General features: G+C 72.8%; 15 protein-coding genes and 1 tRNA gene. 8 read left to right on the plus strand and 8 right to left on the minus strand.

Annotated elements, in window-relative coordinates:
- Positions 1–245 precede the first annotated feature (245 nt).
- Positions 246–318, minus strand: a tRNA-Lys gene (locus ACQPYN_RS30210).
- A gap of 544 nt (positions 319–862) precedes the next feature.
- Between ACQPYN_RS30210 and ACQPYN_RS30215 the strand changes: the two genes are divergently transcribed.
- On the plus strand, positions 863–1,417 hold the full coding sequence (locus ACQPYN_RS30215; protein WP_433030740.1) for a hypothetical protein: 555 nt from the start codon (positions 863–865) through the stop codon (positions 1,415–1,417).
- A 378-nt stretch (positions 1,418–1,795) separates the two neighbouring features.
- Positions 1,796–2,596: an ArsR/SmtB family transcription factor gene (locus tag ACQPYN_RS30220; RefSeq protein WP_433030743.1), complete on the plus strand. Its 801-nt coding sequence runs from the start codon at positions 1,796–1,798 to the stop codon at positions 2,594–2,596.
- Between the two features lie 48 nt (positions 2,597–2,644).
- Here ACQPYN_RS30220 and ACQPYN_RS30225 read toward each other — a convergent pair whose 3' ends face one another.
- A complete protein-coding gene (locus tag ACQPYN_RS30225) occupies positions 2,645–3,679 on the minus strand; it encodes a PHP domain-containing protein (RefSeq protein WP_433030746.1) in 1,035 nt (344 codons plus the stop codon).
- Positions 3,680–3,767: 88 nt separating this feature from the next.
- Between ACQPYN_RS30225 and ACQPYN_RS30230 the strand changes: the two genes are divergently transcribed.
- The 5 genes from ACQPYN_RS30230 to phoU all read left to right on the plus strand — a co-directional run bounded on the left by ACQPYN_RS30230 (position 3,768) and on the right by phoU (position 10,955).
- On the plus strand, positions 3,768–5,366 hold the full coding sequence (locus ACQPYN_RS30230; RefSeq protein WP_433030749.1) for a Rieske 2Fe-2S domain-containing protein: 1,599 nt from the start codon (positions 3,768–3,770) through the stop codon (positions 5,364–5,366).
- Between the two features lie 4 nt (positions 5,367–5,370).
- Positions 5,371–6,489 carry a tRNA dihydrouridine synthase DusB gene (dusB, locus tag ACQPYN_RS30235; protein WP_433030752.1) on the plus strand — a complete coding sequence of 373 codons (1,119 nt, stop codon included), beginning with the start codon at positions 5,371–5,373 and terminating at the stop codon, positions 6,487–6,489.
- 248 nt (positions 6,490–6,737) lie between these two features.
- Positions 6,738–7,712, plus strand: coding sequence for a GGDEF domain-containing protein (locus ACQPYN_RS30240; RefSeq protein ID WP_433030755.1), 975 nt, complete (start codon positions 6,738–6,740; stop codon positions 7,710–7,712).
- Positions 7,713–8,592: 880 nt separating this feature from the next.
- Entirely contained in the window at positions 8,593–10,227 is a 1,635-nt protein-coding gene (locus ACQPYN_RS30245; RefSeq protein ID WP_433030758.1) for an LCP family protein, read from the plus strand.
- Between the two features lie 71 nt (positions 10,228–10,298).
- The gene (phoU, locus tag ACQPYN_RS30250) at positions 10,299–10,955 is read left to right on the plus strand and encodes a phosphate signaling complex protein PhoU (protein ID WP_433030761.1); all 657 of its coding nucleotides are present in this window, start codon (positions 10,299–10,301) and stop codon (positions 10,953–10,955) included.
- Between the two features lie 66 nt (positions 10,956–11,021).
- Here the strand turns inward: phoU and pstB are convergent, their stop codons facing one another.
- The 6 genes from pstB to ACQPYN_RS30280 form a co-directional block, all read right to left on the minus strand.
- On the minus strand, positions 11,022–11,798 hold the full coding sequence (gene pstB, locus ACQPYN_RS30255; RefSeq protein WP_433030764.1) for a phosphate ABC transporter ATP-binding protein PstB: 777 nt from the start codon (positions 11,796–11,798) through the stop codon (positions 11,022–11,024).
- A gap of 9 nt (positions 11,799–11,807) precedes the next feature.
- Positions 11,808–12,722 (minus strand): phosphate ABC transporter permease PstA, encoded by a 915-nt coding sequence (pstA, locus tag ACQPYN_RS30260; RefSeq protein WP_433030767.1) that lies wholly within the window; start codon positions 12,720–12,722, stop codon positions 11,808–11,810.
- Positions 12,722–13,690: a phosphate ABC transporter permease subunit PstC gene (gene pstC, locus ACQPYN_RS30265; RefSeq protein ID WP_433030770.1), complete on the minus strand. Its 969-nt coding sequence runs from the start codon at positions 13,688–13,690 to the stop codon at positions 12,722–12,724. The genes pstA and pstC overlap by 1 nt, the downstream gene beginning before the upstream one ends.
- A 133-nt stretch (positions 13,691–13,823) precedes the next feature.
- On the minus strand, positions 13,824–14,933 hold the full coding sequence (gene pstS, locus ACQPYN_RS30270; RefSeq protein ID WP_433030773.1) for a phosphate ABC transporter substrate-binding protein PstS: 1,110 nt from the start codon (positions 14,931–14,933) through the stop codon (positions 13,824–13,826).
- A 189-nt stretch (positions 14,934–15,122) separates the two neighbouring features.
- On the minus strand, positions 15,123–16,043 hold the full coding sequence (gene mshD, locus ACQPYN_RS30275; protein ID WP_433030776.1) for a mycothiol synthase: 921 nt from the start codon (positions 16,041–16,043) through the stop codon (positions 15,123–15,125).
- A 25-nt stretch (positions 16,044–16,068) separates the two neighbouring features.
- Positions 16,069–16,908, minus strand: a complete 840-nt coding sequence (locus tag ACQPYN_RS30280; protein ID WP_274196474.1) for a winged helix-turn-helix transcriptional regulator — start codon at positions 16,906–16,908, stop codon at positions 16,069–16,071.
- 201 nt (positions 16,909–17,109) lie between these two features.
- On the opposite strand from ACQPYN_RS30280, the gene ACQPYN_RS30285 reads away from it, so the two are divergent.
- Positions 17,110–17,628, plus strand: a complete 519-nt coding sequence (locus ACQPYN_RS30285; RefSeq protein ID WP_433030778.1) for a TlpA family protein disulfide reductase — start codon at positions 17,110–17,112, stop codon at positions 17,626–17,628.
- Positions 17,629–17,655 lie beyond the last annotated feature (27 nt).

The following is a 17,655-nucleotide window of genomic DNA, read 5'->3' on the forward strand; positions in this document are numbered from 1 at the left end:
CTTCTGGGCGTGGGAACAGCTCGTCGCACCCCAGAGCCACGTCGCACCGGAGCGTTAGCCCCGTCGCCTTGCGACACACAAGGTCTTCGCCATCCCGCGAGCTCCGCCAGGCACTTGAACGCCATCTGCGCTGGTCAGCAGCGTGCATCGTCCACGATCCGCACCACGACGCCGAGTTTCGAGCCACCCTTCGAGGTTCTCGATCACCCATCCCACAACGCACGCAGTCGCTGGCCAGAAGCTTGTGGGCCCCGTGGGACTCGAACCCACAACCAACGGATTAAAAGTCCGTAGCTCTGCCCATTGAGCTAGAGGCCCGGGCCGCGGTGCGGCCGCGGGGGAAGCGTAACCGTGGCGCTGCCCCGACCCGGGGTCGATGGCCGAGACCACCGCGTCGCTGGGCCGTTCAGCGCAACTGTTGCTCCACTCGGCGACGCCGCGGCACCCGAGGAGTCGCCGGGAGAACCACTCGCCCGAGAGACACGCGGCCGCTCCGACGGACCTGGACGGGTGATGACCGGTCACCGCAGCGAGGGTTCGACAACGACGTTTCTCCTGGTCAACGAGCCATGAACAACCGTGGACCGTCGCGACGACCCGACACGCCGGAGCGACGCGCCGATCACCCGTATGACGTTGCGTAGCAGGGCGTCACCGTCCGCTGACCATCGTGCGGCGGCGAGGAAACGGGTACCAAACACTCGCAGCACCGGAGTTCCTACTCCCGGTGTGCACGACCGGTGCGGTGGGACCGAGCGCTCCCTGAACCACGGCTCGATCCCGCCGCGTGCCGCACGGTTCCCCGTGGGCCCCGACGGGACGCCACCCAGGCCTCCCGACCGCACGGAGAGGAGGCCACGACGTGTCGATGGCCGTGGTCATGTCCGAGATGCCCGACCTCTGGCGCAAGGTGCTCGCCGAGCACGTGCCGGACCCCCAGGGGAACTGTCGCGAGTGCTTCCACGCCGGCGGTCGTGCCAGCTGGCCGTGCCAGACCTACCGCATCGCCGAGGAGGCGAAGTGGGTCGCCGAGGGTGGTCTGCCCGGCACCGGCCCGCACGGTCCTGGCCCGAGCCGCACCCGGCTCAGCCCCCCGGAGCCCCAGGCCGCGCGCCGGGATGACCCGCTCGAGGACCCGCTCGGGAGCCTCGACGCCCCGAGCTCGACCCCGGGTTCCGCCCCGTTCCCCGCCACCGGGGGCTGGCGCTCGCCGTCGACCGGCTCGTCGCCGCTGCCCTGGCTCACCGGTGAGAGCACCCCGGACGACCACCGTCCGTTCGCGGGCGACCCGTTGGCCTCCGGACCGATGCCGGCCGCCCGGGACGACGCCACCGGCGAGCGCCCCTACGGCTCGACGTTCGACGCGCCCTACGGCGCCTCGTTCGGCATCGACGACCGCCCGCGGGCCGCGCGCTAGACAGCGCGCCCCGGCGCCGGACACAGGAAGGCCCCCGGAGCGCTCCCTCCCGCACCGGCGATGCCGGGCGGTCGGGCCCCGACTGGACGAGGGTCGGGAAACTCCGGGGGCTGGTGTCCTGCCTGGATTCGCTGGCCGCCCTGCCGCAGGATCATCGCCTGCGGACCGGCCACTCCACGGCCTTCGAGCAGCTAGCTGACGGACACCTCACGAGTCCTGTCGTTCTTCAACGCTGGACCACCTCCTCTCCCGTGTACCGACCACGCTAGGCGCGCTTCGATCACCTCGCAAACGGCTTCCGGCACGTCCCTTGACGAGCAACCGAAAGGTTGCCTATCGTCAGACAGGCAACCGCAGGGTTGCCTGATCGGAGGCGTGATGGACGAGGTGTTCCGCGCGCTCGCCGACCCCAGTCGGCGGGCCCTGCTCGACGCGCTGCACGCCCGCGGCGGCCAGTCGCTGCGGGAGCTCGGCGAGGGACTGGAGATGTCCCGCCAGGCCGTCGCCAAGCACCTCGGGGTGCTCGAGGCCGCGGGTCTCGTCGTCACCTCGTGGCAGGGGCGCGAGAAGCACCACCACCTCAACGCCGCGCCGATCAACGACGTCGCCGACCGGTGGATCCGGCGGTACGACCGGGCGCGGGCGCAGACCCTCGCCGACCTCAAGCAGGCCCTGCAGGAGAACTCCGAGGAGACCGAGATGTCCGACGACTTCGTCTACGTCACCTACATCCGCACGACGCCCGAGAAGCTCTGGCAGGCGCTCACCGACCCCGCGTTCATCGCGAAGTACTACGACGGCGGCGGTCCGACGTCGGACTGGGCGGTGGGCTCGAAGGTCCTCTGGTCGATGGGTGGCGAGGAGCCCCACGACTGGGACCAGCACGTCCTCGAGGCCGACCCGCCCCGGCGGCTGTCCTTCACCTGGCACAACTACCAGCCCGAGATGCAGGAGATGTTCGGCTGGAGCGACGAGCGCCTGGCCGAGCTCCAGCAGGAGAAGCGCTCGAAGGTCACCTTCGACATCGAGCCGGCGGGGCAGGCCGTGAAGCTGACGGTGACCCACGACGACTTCGTGCCCGACAGCGAGATGCTCAAGGGGGTCTCGGGCGGCTGGCCGGCGATCCTGTCGAACCTCAAGTCGGTGCTCGAGACCGGCGAGGCCGTCGTCACCGACTGATCGTGGGGTCTTTCCTGACGTTGAACGTCAGCATGGCCCCCATGCTGACTAGCCCCGAGAACGCCAGGCGGCCAGGTCGTCGACGGAGCGGGTGTTGACGATCCGCTCCACCGGCACCTCGCACTCCTCCGCGCGCTCGCAGCCGAAGGGCTGCCAGTCGAGCTGGCCGGGGGCGTGGGCGTCGGTGTCGACGACGAACTCGCAGCCCGCGGCGAGGGCCTGGCGCAGGAGCGGGCGCGGCGGGTCGAGGCGCTCCGGGCGCGAGTTGATCTCGACGGCGACGCCGTTCTCCACGCAGGCGTCGAACACCGCCTCGGCGTCGAACGTCGAGGGCGGGCGGGTGCCGCGGCCCCCGGTGACCAGGCGCCCGGTGCAGTGGCCGAGGACGTCGACCAGCGGGTGCGACACCCCGGCGACCATGCGGGCGGTCATCACGTCGCTCGGCGCCCGGAGCTTCGAGTGCACGCTGGCGACGACGAGGTCGAGCTCTTCCAGGAGGTCGTCGGGGGCGTCGATGTCGCCGTCCTCGAGGATGTCCACCTCGATGCCGCGCAGAAGGCGGAACGGGGCGAGCTCCTCGTTCACCCGGGCGATCACGTCGAACTGACGACGCCGGCGCTCGGGCGTCAGGCCGTTGGCGACGGTGAGGTTCTCGGAGTGGTCGGTGAGCACCATCCACTCGTGGCCCAGGTCGCGGGCGGTGCGGGCCATCTCGAGGATGTCGCTGCCGCCGTCGGACCACGTCGAGTGCGTGTGGCAGTCGCCGCGCAGCGCGGCGCGGATGCCCGTCCCGCCCGCGACGGGCTCGGTGTGCCGGCTCTCCAGGTCGGACAGGGTGGTCGACGTCCCGCCGTCGAGGACCTCGGTCACCACCGCCGCCGTCTTCTTCCCGACCCCTTTGAGGTCGGTCAGGGTGCCGGCCCGGGCGCGGGCCGCCACGTCGTCGGGGTCCAGCTCGGCGAGGCGTTCCGCCGCGGAGCGGTAGGCCTTCACCCGGTAGGTCTCGGCCCGCTCACGCTCGAGGTAGAAGGCCACGGCGCGCAGTGCGGCGATCGGGTCACCGTCGACGGGAAGGGCGGTCACGTGGTCAGGGATACCCCACCCGAGGCGGTCGTGGGCCGCGCCACCACGCACAATCGGTGGTGAGCACTGTGATGGAGGTGGTCTGCTCGTGCGGGTGACCGGAGTCGGGCACGCGGGGATGCGTTTCGAGACCACGGGCGGCAGCGTGCTGTGCGACCCGTGGGTGAACCCGACGTTCTTCGCGTCGTGGGTGCCGTTCCCGGACAACACGCAGCTGGACTGGGACGCCCTCGGGGACTGCGACTACCTCTACGTCTCGCACCTGCACCGCGACCACTTCGACGCGGTGAACCTGCGCGACCACGTCTCGAAGGACGCCCGCGTCCTGCTGCCGGACTACCCCACCGACGAGCTCGAGAACGAGCTGCGCGAGCTGGGCTTCCGGCACTTCGTGCGCACGGAGAGCGGTGTCCCGCAGGAGCTCGACGGCGGCCTGCGGTTCACGATCACGTCGCTGAAGGGGCCCGGCGACGGCCCGATCGGCGACTCCGCGCTCTCCCTCGACGACGGCACCGCGCGGATCGTCAACCAGAACGACGCGCACCCGCTGGACATCCCGAAGCTGCTGGAGTTCGGCGCCTACGACGCGCACTTCACGCAGTTCTCCGGCGCCATCTGGTGGCCGATGGTCTACGACCTGCCCAAGGCCGCGAAGCGCGAGTTCGCCCGCCGCAAGCGCATCGGCCAGGAGGACCGGGCGATGCGCTACATCCGCGAGGTCGGCGCCGCGCACGTCTTCCCGACGGCGGGCCCGCCCTGCTTCCTCGACGACGAGCTCTTCAAGTGGAACGGCCTGGGCTACGAGGGCGTCGAGGACGAGTCGATCTTCACCGACCAGTGGGAGTTCCTGGCCCGGATGCGGGAGCTCGGCCACGACAGCGGGAGCGACCAGCAGGGCCACCTGCTCCTGCCCGGAACGACCGCCGAGATCGGCCACGGCACCGTGGACGACCTCACGCACCCGATGTCGGACGCCGAGATCGAGACGATCTTCCTCGACAAGGAGCGCTACCTGCGCGACTTCGCCGAGCGCACCCGGCCCGCGATCGAGGCGCAGAAGGCGCAGTGGGCGGCGCCGCAGCCGGACATCCTGCGCCAGCTCAAGGAGTGGATCGAGCCGCTGATGAAGCGCGCCGACCACATGTGCGACGGCATCGGCGGCCCGGTCCGGATGGACCTGCACGGCATGCCCGACGACACCCCCGGGGTCGACGAGGACGGCACGCTGTCGCTGGCGTTCGACTTCCCGGCCCGCGAGATCCGCATCTACAACGGCGAGCAGGCCCGCTACCGCTGGGGCATGCCGGCGACGCTCGTGCAGACCAACATCGCGACCGGCGAGGTCGACTGGTCGAACTCGCTGTTCCTGTCCGTGCGCTTCACCGCGACGCGCGTCGGCCAGTACAACGAGTACCTCTACACGTTCTTCAAGTGTCTGTCCGAGGAGCGGATGGACTACGTCGAGAACTGGTACGACGCGCAGAACGACGACGGGCGCGACATCGAGCTCGACGGCTGGGCGGTGCAGGCGCGCTGCCCGCACCTGTCCGCGGACCTGTCGAAGTTCGGCGCCGTCGACGGCGAGGTGCTCACCTGCACGCTGCACAACTGGAAGTTCAACCTCCGGACCGGTCGGTGCCTGACGTCCGCGGGGCACGAGATCCGGGCGCACAAGCTGGGAGACTGAGGCCGTGCTGCGCATCGGTCCCCTCGAGCTGCCGACGCCCGTCGTGCTCGCGCCGATGGCCGGCATCACGAACGTCGCGTTCCGCCGCCTGTGCCGCGAGCAGGGCGCAGGGCTCTACGTCTGCGAGATGATCACCGCGCGGGCGCTGGTGGAGAAGCACCCCGGCACCGCCGAGATGATCGCGTTCGACCCGGACGAGACACCGCGCTCGATGCAGCTCTACGGCGTCGATCCCGAGACGATCGGCCGCGCGATCGACCGGATCGTCGACGAGGACCTCGCCGACCACGTCGACCTCAACTTCGGCTGTCCGGTGCCCAAGGTGACGCGGCGCGGCGGCGGGGCGGCGCTGCCCTACAAGCGGCGGCTGTTCGAGTCGATCGTGCGCACGGCCGTCGCCTCGGCGTCCCGCGGCGGGTTGCCGTTGACGGTGAAGATGCGCGTCGGCATCGACGAGGACCACGTGACGTTCCTCGACGCCGGGCGCATCGCCGCCGCCGAGGGTGCGGCCGCCGTCGCCCTGCACGCGCGCACCGCGGCGCAGCGCTACTCGGGCCACGCCGACTGGGACCGCATCGCCGATCTGCGCGAGGCAGTGCCCGCGGAGGTACCGGTGCTCGGCAACGGCGACATCTTCGCCGCGACCGACGCCGTGGCCATGATGGAGAAGACCGCCTGCGACGGCGTGGTCGTCGGGCGGGGCTGCCTGGGGCGCCCGTGGCTCTTCGGGGAGCTCGAGGCCGCGCTGGCCGGCCGCCCGATCCCCACACCCCCGCGCCTCGGCGAGGTCGCCGCGGTGATGCGGCGCCACGTGGAGCTGCTCATCGCCCACCACGGCGAGCGCAAGGGCGTGCGTGACTCCCGCAAGCACATGTCCTGGTACCTGCACGGCTTCGCCGTCGGGTCGGAGCTCCGCCGCGAGCTGGGGATGATCGACGGGCTGGAGCGTCTCGACGAGCTGCTCGCGCAGCTCGACGCCGACCTGCCGTTCCCGCCCGACGCGGACGGCCCGCGCGGCCGGCAGGGCTCGCCCGGGCACGTGACCCTGCCCGAGGGATGGCTCGACGACCCCGAGGACGACACCGTCCCGGCGGGCGCCGACGTCATGCACTCCGGCGGCTGAGCCCTCGCCGGGCGCTACTCCTCGTATCGGAGCCCGGCATCACGTCGATCACACGTCACGGCCGGCATGCGCGCGTCCGCCACGACCACCGTCGCGGGCGACTCAAGGTGGGCCGAACGTGTCGGCGCGGGATCCGTCTACGCAGCGTCACGTGCGCCGACTGAGCGAAGTTGTCGGCGACGCGGCGAAGGACCGTTACAGAACCATGATCGAGGGCGACACTAGGAGCAGGGACGGAGGTGATGTGTGTGCGCTTGGCCGGGCTGCTGCCGGGACGCGGGACCGTGGCGACGCCGACCGCGGAGCCGGTGCCCGACGCCGGGGTCCCGACCCCCGCCGCGCACCCCGCCCCCGACGAGGGCACCGTCACCTGCGGTTTCCCCACCTCTCCGATCGTCGGGCTCGACGCGGTGCCCTCCGACACACGATCCGGGGCACCGACCGTCGCCGGCCGGTCCGACCAGGCGCGGGCCCACGAGGCGGCCGCCGAGGTCCTCGCCGACCGCGGCGACTGGCGCCGCGCGTACCAGCACCTCAAGGCCGCGGTCTCGCTCGTGCGGGACGAGCGGACGACGCCGGACGAAGTGCCCGATCAGTTACGCATCGAGGTCGATCGTCTCCGACGCGAGCGTGCCGAGGCCCGCGAACAGAGCCGTCGGGACAGCCTCACCGCCACCTGGAACCGTCGCTACCTCGACGAGCGGCTGAGCACGCTGCGTGGTGAGGGCGCCGACTCGCCCGCCTGCGTCGCGCTGGCCGACGTCGACCACTTCAAGACCGTGAACGACACGCACGGGCACGCCGTGGGCGACCGGGTGCTGCGCCGCCTCGTCGACCTCATGAACGAGGGGCTGCCCGACGAGGGCTTCTGCGCGCGCTACGGCGGCGAGGAGTTCGCACTCGTCCTGCCCGGCCTCGCACCGGCCGAGGCGGTGCGGGTGTGCGAGGAGGCCCGCGCGCGGGTCGACGCCTACCCGTGGCACGAGCTCGCCGACGACCTGCGCGTCACGGTCAGCGTGGGCGTCACGTGCCTCGACGCCGGCGCGCACCCCGGCGCGCCCGGACTCGACGCCGCCGATGCCCTGCTCTACGTCGCCAAGCGCGCCGGCCGCAACGCGGTGGCCTACCGCGACGCCGACGACGGCACCGTGCGGCTGGCCGGAGCGGCTGCCGCCCGTCGCGGGATCGCCGCCGCTGCCCGCGGCGCGTTCGCGACGTCCTGACCGCCGACGACCGCTCACCGGGCACCTCGTCGTCCGGGGCCCGGCCGGATCGCCCGGCCGCGGCGCCGCTGAGACGGGCCTGAGCACGTCGGTGCCCGAACGGGTGTCCGGTGTCGCCCGGTCGTGTGGCGACCGTTGTGCTCCGGTCACCGCGTGGCGTAACGGCCCCGAGACCGTCGGAGTCCGGCCCGGCCGTAGTATCCCGCTGCTGACCAGCCGTGTTCCGGGCCGCCCGCCCGAGATCATCCGCCACGAGGAGATGCGTGACCGACGACCGCGCCGGCGACCCGGCCCGGGGCTCCCGCCCCGGGGCTCCCGGGTCCGACGTGGTCCGCTCTCCCGCGGCGCGCACGGGCCCCGCGTCGGCGCCGTTCCGCATCCCCGTCGCCACCCCGACGGCCCAGGCCGGGCGCCGGCCGACGATGGTGCCGCTGACCCGCAAGCGCGGGCCGCGTCTCGGTCTCCGCCCACCCGGCGCAGGGCTCGTGACCGCGCCGTCCGCGATCCCGTCCTCGCCCGGCACCCCGTCGGCGGGCATCCCGTCGCCGGCCGCGGCGAAGGCACCGTCCACGCGGGGTCCGGTGGACGCGGTGACGCTGCCCGCGGGGCGCATCCCGGCGCGCGCGGCCCCGCCCCCGCCGACCGCGCCCCCGCCCAGCCCTCCGGTGCCGTCCAGCCCTCCGGTGCCGCCCGGCGCCCCGGTGGCGCCCGCGCCCCGGCGCCCGGCCACCCCCGCCGTCGTCCCGACCACCGCCGCGCCCGTCCCCCCGGTGGCCGGCCCCCGACCCGACGTCGCGCGTCCGGCCGATCCGCCTCCCCCGAGGAGCCGGACGAGCCGGAGGCGGACGAGCCCCGGGCCCCCGAGCCCGAGCCCGCGCCCGTGGAGTCGCCCGCGGTCCGTCACGTCCGGGCCGCGGCGGCGACGAGCGAGGCCGCGCCGCGGCGCCCGGCCGCCACCGAGGCCCGCGCGGGCGAGACCGAGTACGCCGCCACGTCGGCGGTGCTCGCCTCGGTGGGCAGCCGCTTCACGACGTGGCGGCGGCGGTGGACCTGGCGCCGGACGGCGCGGCTGCTCACCGCGACCTGCGCGGTCCTCGTCGTCGTCGTGTGCGGGCTCGGGTGGGGCGCGGCGTCGTGGGTCGAGGCCGCGGTGCGCCAGATCGGCGCGCTGGACCCGAACTCGTCGGCCATCCAGAACGCCGCCGCGCAGGCCGGCGACCAGAACTTCCTCGTCGTCGGCTCGGACAGCCGCGCCGGGGCGCCCCCGTCGGAGGACGCCGGCGACACCGCCGACGTGCCCGGGGCCCGCACCGACACGATCATGGTCGTGCACGTTCCGGAGGACCGGTCGACGGTCACGGTGGTGTCGTTCCCCCGCGACCTCGAGATCACCCGGCCGGCCTGCGAGCGCTGGGACCCCGTCTCCGGCGCCTACTCGCCGCAGATGCTGCCGCCGACCCCGCGCGTGAAGCTCAACTCGGCCTACGCCGCGGGCGGGCCGCGCTGCGTGACCCGCGCGATCCAGGAGCTCTCGGGCCTGGCGATCAACCGCTTCCTCGGCATCGACTTCCAGGGCTTCCAGGGCATGGTCGACGCCGTGCGCGGTGTGCCGATCTGCGTGGAGCGCCCGGTGCGCGACTCCGTGCTCGGCACCGTCATCCCCCAGGCCGGCCCCACCGTCCTGAGCGGGCAGCAGGCGCTCGACTACGTCCGCGCCCGCCACGTCGAGGGCGACCCGTCGAGCGACTACGGCCGCATCCAGCGCCAGCAGCGGTTCCTCGGCGCGCTGCTGCGCTCGGTGCTCTCGGCCGGCACGCTGCTCGACCCCAGCCGCCTCGAGGGGCTCGTCGAGGCCGTCTCGCGCTCCACGTTCGGCGAGAACATCGGCTCCGACCAGCTGCTCGCGCTCTCGCAGTCGCTGGGCAGCCTGGACCCGCGCACCGTCAGCTTCGTGACGGTGCCGACCACGGGGCTCGCCAACGACCGCGGCAACGAGGTGCTGCGCCGCGGCGACGAGCGGGCCATGTTCGACGCGATCATCGGCAACGACCCGCTGCCGGGTAGCGGGGCACCGGCACCCGGCGTGCCGGCCGCGCCCGTGCCCGCCCCGGCCCCCGCCGACATCCGGCTCGTGGACGCGCGCTCACCCGCCGAGGACCGCGGTGACGACGAGGGCGAGGACGGCGGCGACGAGGGCAGGGCTTCGGACGGACCCTCGGCCGAGCGCGTGGCGGACCGTCTGCGCTCCGCCGGCTTCGTCGTGACCAGCGACGACGGGGGCGCGTCGTCGGGCGGGGCCGGGACGACGATCCGCTACTCGCCCGACCAGGCCGCCGCCGCGTCGGCGCTGGGCGCCGCCGTGCCGGGGGCCCGGCTCGAGCCCGGCGGTGCGGGGCGCAGCACGCTGACCCTGACCCTGGGCGACGACTTCGACGGCGAGGTGCGCTCGGACGGGGCGACGCCGTCCGCGCCGGTCAACCCGACGATCACGGCCGCCGACGCCTCCTGCGCCTGACCCGGCGGCGTTCATCCCCGGTTCATGCCGTCGTCGGACGGACGACCGGCCGTCCGCGTACGTTGCGCGACATGCGCACGGCCTACAACGAGAAGCTCGCCGCCCTCTCCGAAGAGCTCGCCGAGATGTCCCAGATGGCCGGCGAGGCCATGAAGAAGGCGACGACCGCCCTGCTCGAGGGCGACCTCGACCTGGCCGAGGAGGTCATCTCCTCCGACACGAAGATCGACGCCCTGCGCAGCCAGGCCGAGGAGCAGGCGTTCGGCCTGCTCGCCCTCCAGGCGCCGGTGGCCGGCGACCTGCGCTCGGTCATCGCGGCGATCCACTCCGCGGGCGACCTCGAGCGGATGGGTGACCTCGCCCTGCACGTCGCCAAGGCGGCGCGTCGTCGCCACCCGGCCAAGGTGCTGCCCGAGGACGTCGCCCCCTACTTCGCCGAGATGGGCCGCGTGGCGCTCGACCTGGCCCAGGACGCCCGCAAGGTCATCCTCACGCGCGACGTCGAGCTCGCGTTCACCATGGAGTCCGACGACGACGCCATGGACGACCTGCACCGCCACCTGTTCACCCTGCTGCTGAGCAAGGACTGGCCGAGCGGTGTCGCGCCCGCCATCGACGTGACGCTCCTGGGCCGCTTCTACGAGCGCTTCGCCGACCACGCCGTGGCCGTCGCCCGCCGCGTGGTCTTCATGGTCACCGGCAAGATGCCCAACACGCCCGAGGCCTGAGCGCGCACACGCCGACGAGAGCCCCTCCCGCAGCCTGCTGCGGGAGGGGCTCTCGTGCTTGCGCGACTAACCGAAGCGGCCGGAGATGTAGTCCTCGGTGGCCTGCTCGCGCGGGTTCGAGAAGATCTTCTCGGTGTCGTCGATCTCGACCAGCTTGCCGGGCTTGCCGGTGGCCTCGAGGTTGAAGAAGGCCGTCTGGTCGCTCACCCGCGCCGCCTGCTGCATGTTGTGGGTGACGATGACGATCGTGTACTCCTTCTTGAGGTCCCCGATGAGGTCCTCGATCGCCAGCGTCGAGATCGGGTCGAGCGCGGAGCACGGCTCGTCCATGAGCAGCACGTCGGGCTGGACGGCGATCGCGCGGGCGATGCACAGGCGCTGCTGCTGACCGCCGGAGAGGCTGCCGCCGGGCTTGTCGAGGCGGTCCTTGACCTCCTTCCAGAGGTTCGCGCCGCGCAGCGAGGCCTCGGCCACCTCGTCGAGCTTCTTCTTGTCGCGCACGCCCTGGAGCTTCAGGCCGGCCACGACGTTGTCGCGGATCGACATCGTCGGGAACGGGTTGGGGCGCTGGAAGACCATGCCGATCGTGCGGCGCACGGCCACCGCGTCGGCGCTGCGGGCGTAGATGTCCTCGCCGTCGAGCAGCACCTCGCCGTCGACGCGGGCGCCGGGGATCTCCTCGTGCATCCGGTTCAGCGTCCGGAGCACGGTCGACTTGCCACAGCCCGACGGGCCGATGAACGAGGTGACGCTGCGCGGCGACACCGAGAGGTTGACGTCCTGCACGGCGTGGAAGTCGCCGTAGAAGATGTCGACGGCCTTCAGGTCCAGTCGCTTGGCCACGGTGTTCCTCTACTTCGAGATGGCGGAGAAGCGCGACACGACGCTCGCCCCGAGCTGCAGGATCATGATGATGAGGATGAGCGTCAGCGCGGCGCCCCAGATGCGGAACTGGCCGGACGGCTCCGGGTTCGAGAGCTCCGAGAACATCAACAGCGGCAGCGAGGCCATGTTCCCGGAGAACGGGTCGAAGTTGATGGACTGCGAGTAGCCGACGAGCACGAGGACCGGGGCGGTCTCGCCCATCACGCGGGCGAGGGCCAGCATCACGCCGGTCACGGTGCCCGACAGGGCGGTGGGCAGGACGATCCGCAGGATCGTCTTCCACTTCGGGATGCCGAGCGCGTAGGCCGCCTCGCGGAGCTCGTCGGGCACCAGCCGCAGCATCTCCTCGGTGTTGCGGATGACCACCGGGAGCATGAGCAGCACCAGCGCCAGCGACACCATGAAGGCGCTCTGCTCGGCGCCGAGGATCGAGATGAACGCCGCGAAGATGAACAGCGCGGCGACGATCGAGGGCACGCCGGCGAGGATGTCGACCATGAAGCTGGTGGTCTTCGCCAGGCGCCCGCGCCCGTACTCGACGAGGTAGATCGCGGCCAGGATGCCGATCGGCACGGCGATGACGGCCGCGAGCGCCGCCTGGATCAGCGTGCCGTAGATCGCGTGGTAGACGCCGCCGGCGTACGACTCCGGCAGCACGCCCGAGAGCGACTTGCCCCACCAGTCGGAGGACAGGATCGCGCCGATGCCGCGGATGACGACCGTCGCGAGCACCCACACCAGCGGGATCAGGGCGATGACGAACGCGAGCCCGACGAGGAACGTCGCGAGGTTGTTCTTGATCTTCCGGCCGGTGCTCGGGGCCTGGAAGGTCGGTGTGGTGGCGGGGCGCTCCGGAGAGTTGAGGCCGGTCGCGGTGCTCATCAGCCGTTCACCTTCCCGCCGGCGACCACGCGGGCGATCGCGTTGACCACGAAGGTCAGGACGAACAGGACCAGGCCGGCCGCGATGTAGGCGCCGGTGGGCAGCGGCTGGCTGAACTCCGAGGCCGCGGACGCGATCAGCGAGGCGAACGTGTAGCCGCCGTCGAACAGGCTGAAGCCCGACGGCGTGGTGGCCGCCCGGATGACGATGAGGACCGCGATCGTCTCGCCGAGCGCGCGGCCGAGGCCGAGCATCGAGCCGGCGATGTAGCCGCTGCGCCCGTAGGGCAGGACGGCCATGCGGATGACCTCCCAGCGGGTGGCCCCCAGCGCCTGCGCCGCCTCGATGTGGAAGCGCGGGGCCTGGGAGAACACCTCGCGGGTGACCGCGGTGATGATCGGCAGGATCATCACCGCGAGCACCACGCCGCCGGTGAAGATCGTGCCGGTGAGGACGGGCAGGTTGCCCGGCGCGAAGAGGAAGAACCAGCCCAGGTCGTCGCGCAGGAACGTCGCGATCGGCAGCAGGGCCGGCGCGAGCACCGCGATGCCCCAGAGGCCGTAGATGATCGACGGCACGGCGGCCAGCAGGTCGATCACGTAGGCGAACGGGCGCGCGACCCGCTTGGGCGCGTACTGGGTGAGGAACAGCGCGATGCCCAGGGCGATCGGCATCGCGAGGACCAGGGCGAACAGCGACGACAGCAGCGTGACCACGAGCAGGTCACGGATACCGAAGTTGAGGTCCGCCGCGTCGCGGGTGTCGAACACCGGCGACGTCAGGAAGTTGGCGTTGTTCGCCAGCAGGGAGGGCACCGCCTGCACGAGCAGGAAGAGCCCGATCGCGGCGATGGCCGCGACGACGAGGAGGCCGGAGCCCGAGGTCAGCCCCCGGAAGATGCGTTCGCCGCGTCCCGGGGTGGCCTTCCCTCGATCCGTCCCTCCCCTACCGGGGTCGGTGTCGGTCACGGTGTCCAGGGTGGCCGACCCGGCCGCAGAACCCTCGTCCTGAGGGTCCCGCGGGCGAGCCGCCGTGGTGCGTTCGGTCACAGCCGGGGTTCCGTCCGCCTCGTCGTCGCCGGGCAATCGTGTCGCCGGTCCGTTACTGGATGGCGTTGACCGCGGTGGTCAGACGCTGCTTGAACTGCTCGGGCAGCGGGACGTAGCCCGCGTCCGGCAGGGCCTGCTGGGCGTTCGGGGAGAGCGCGGTCTGCAGGAAGCCCCGGACCGCACCGGCGGTCTGGTCGTCGGCGTAGTTCGAGCAGACGATCTCGTAGGTCGCGAGCGCGATCGGGTACGCGCCCGGGGCGTTGGTCTGGTAGAGGCTGTTCAGGTCCAGCTTCAGGTCGTTGCCCTGACCGGTGACCTGCACGTTGTTGACGGCCGTGGCCACCGACTCGGTGCTCAGCGGCACCGGCTGACCGCCGCCGGCGTTGATGATCTGCGCCATGCCGAGCCCGCCGCGCTGCGCGAACGACGACTCGACGTAGGTCACCGAGTTCGGGGTGTTCTTGGTGGCGTCGGCGACGCCCTGGCTGCCGCGGGCGCCGGCGCCGACACCGCCGTTGAACGTCTGCGCGGCCTCCTTGCCGTACGCGCCGTTGGAGGCGGCGACCAGGTACTTCTGGAAGTTCTCGGTGGTGCCCGACTCGTCGGAACGGAAGTTCACGACGATCGGGGCGGCCGGGAGCTGCTTGCCCGGGTTGAGGGCGGCGATCGCCGGGTCGTTCCAGGTGGCGACCTGACCGTTGAACACCCGCGCGGCCGTGGGGCCGTCGAGCACCAGGTCGGTCACGCCGGGGACGTTGTAGGCGATCGCGACGGGGCCGAAGACGAGCGGCAGGTTCCAGGCCGGGGAGGCGCAGCGCGCCTGGGCGCGGGTGGTCTCGTCGCCGTCCTTGAGCGCGGAGTCCGAACCGGCGAAGTCGGTCTGCCCGCCGAGGAACTCGTTGCGCCCCGCGCCCGAGCCGCTCGGCGTGTAGTTCAGGGTCTGGCCCTGGCAGGTCTGCTGGTAGGTCGCGACGAAGCGCGTCATGGCGTTGTTCTGCGCCGACGATCCGCTCGAGCGCAGGTCGGGCTTGCCGCCACAGGTGACGCCCGGTGCCGCGGACACCCCGCCGCCACCGGCGTTCTCGTCACTGCCGCACGCGCTGAGCACGAGCGCCGATGCGGCGATCAGGCCGATCGCTGCGACGCGTCGCTGATACCTCACAGAAGATTCCTCCGTGTCCGTCCTGCCCACCTCCGCGTGGGCACGTCGCAGCGCGGGGTCGCACCACGCCACCGGAGGCTAAGCAGGCCGGGTGGACGCTCGGAGCGCTCGGGATGAACGAGGGATGAACGCATCCCGGGAACGTCGCCCGGAGAGGTGAGCGAGTGCGACGTCGGTCACTCTCGGCGATCAGCGCTGGTAGGAGACGTCCACCGCGTCGCGCTCGAAGCCGAGGCGACGGTAGGTCGCGATCGCCGGGGCGTTGTCGCCCTCCACGTACAGGATGGTCGTGCGCAGACCGCGATCGCCGAGATGGTGGAGCCCCGCGAGGGTGAGCGCCCTGCCCAGACCGCGGCCCTGCGCGCCGGGGTCGACACCCACGACGTACACCTCGCCCAGCGGCTCGGGCACCGTCTCGGAGACGGCGTGCACCTTCGTGAAGTGGAAGCCGAGCAGGTCGCCGGACGCGGTGTCCCACGCCAGCAGCACTCCGTCGGCGTCGAACCAGGACTCCGCCTCGATCGCGGCGACGTCGTCGGTGGTCCAGCCGCTCTGCTCGGGGTGCCACGAGAACGCGCGGTTGTTCACCGCCACCACGGCGTCCTCGTCCTGCCCCACCCGCAGCGGCCGGATCGCGACGCCGTCGGGGACCACCAGCGCCGGCAGCGGCGGGGCCTCGTGCCCGGGGGCGGGCCGGCGCATGCGCCACAGCTCGCGGGCGCGGCGGCGCCCGGCCCGCTCGGCCAGGCGTGCGGCACCCGGGTGGTCGCCGTGGGCCCAGAACCGCGCCAGGGGTGACTCCTCGAGCACCGCGTCGACCACCGCGGCGCCGACCCCACGACGACGGTGGGCGGGGTGCACGGAGAGCTCGGCGACCGGGTCGTCGAGGTTCTCGCCGTCGAGCAGCGCGTGGCCGACGAGGTCGCCGCCGTCGCTCACGAGCAGGTGCCGCGTGGTGGGACGCCCGCCGTCGACGATCGCGTCGAGGTCGCGACGCGCGGGCTCGGCGTAGGCGTCCACCCCGTCGGCCGCCGCGACCGCGGCGACCAGCGCGTGGACGTCCTGCGCCTCCTGCGGCGTCACCGTCGCCACCCACCGGCTCTCCAGCACGGCGGTGACCGTAGCGCTCCTCGCCTCAGACGCCCCGCGCCCAGGCGGCGGGACGCACCACCCGGGCGTCGTCCCAGGACCCGGTCGACCGCGGAACCGGCGTGGCGGGGGTGCTCCGGGGGCTCGTCGCCGGTGCATCCTCCTCGGCGTCGTCGGACTCGTCGGACGCGGTCTGCGCCGTCCCGAGCACGCCGCGCATCGGACGGACGAACTTGTAGCCGACGTTGCGCACGGTGCCGATGAGCTGCTCGTGCTCCGGGCCGAGCTTCGCCCGCAGCCGCCGCACGTGGACGTCGACGGTGCGGGTGCCGCCGAAGAAGTCGTAGCCCCAGACCTCCTGGAGCAGCTGCGCGCGGGTGAAGACCCGGCCGGCGTGCTGGGCGAGGTACTTGAGGAGCTCGAACTCCTTGTAGGTGAGGTCGAGCGGCCGCCCACGCAGGCGGGCGGTGTAGGTCGCCTCGTCGATCACGAGCTCACCGAGCACCAGCGCACCCTCGGCGCCGGCGCCGTCGGAGGCGCGCCGGGCCCGCAGCAGGCGCAGCCGGGCGTCCACCTCGGCGGGGCCCGCGCCGGGCAGCAGCACTTCGTCGACGCCCCACTCGAGGGACACCGCGACGAGACCGCCCTCGGTGAGGATGGCGATCACCGGGACGTCCAGGCCGGTGGAGCCCAGCAGGCGACAGAGGCTGCGGGCGGCGGCGAGGTCGTGCCGGGCGTCGACCAGCACGGCGTCGTGCGGGCCGGCATCGAGCAGGGCCGCCACCTCGGGGGCTGCGGTCCGGAGTCCATGGGGTAGCAGGGTCAGCGACGGCAACACTGACGTCGGCTCGGGGTCGGCGGTGAGCAGCAGCAGCTCCACGCGAATCTCCCTCCGCGATCGTGGGGTGGACCCTAGACCAGTTCACCGCGCCGTCACCCTGCTGAGCGTTCCATGTCACGTCGGGTCCGCAAGCCTGTCCGCCCGGAAAGCGCCGGTCAGGGGCCACCTCCCCGCCGATCCGGTGACCCGGACCGCGGGCTACGCTGCGTGAGCAGGACGGATCGTGCGGGCGGGGGAGGATTCCGGGTGTCGGGCTGGGTGCTGGTGGCCGCCGCCGCGGCCCTGGCGGTGGTGCTCGTCGTGGGGCTCGTCCTCGCGATCGTCCGGCTCCGGCGCTCGCGCGCCACGGCGGCCGGGGGACTCACCCCGGTCCCGTCGGCCCCCGACCCGGGCCCCGAGGGCACGCGCCGCGACCTCCGTCCGGTGGGTCCGCAGCGACCGGGCGACGCCGTGACCGGCGTCCTCCCGCGCGACCTCGCCGGCCCACCCGGCGGTCTCGCGCTGCTGCAGCTGTCGTCGCAGTTCTGCGCCGACTGCCGGGCCTCCCGGGCCGTGCTCACCGACGTCGCCGGCGAGCACCCCGGGCTGACGGTGCGCGAGGTCGACGTCGCGATGCGCCCCGAGCTCGTGCGGCTGCTGGGGATCCGCCGCACCCCGACGACGCTGGTCGTCGACCCCGCGGGGGTCGAGCTGGCGCGCCACGTGGGGGTGCCGCGACGGGCCGATCTGCTGGGCTCGCTGGCCCCGTGGCGTCGCACCGGGTGAGCGCGCTCCACGAGCGTGTGACGTCAC

Origin of the sequence: Actinomycetospora sp. CA-053990 (assembly GCF_050948445.1) — a bacterium.
Lineage (GTDB): Bacteria > Actinomycetota > Actinomycetes > Mycobacteriales > Pseudonocardiaceae > Actinomycetospora > Actinomycetospora callitridis.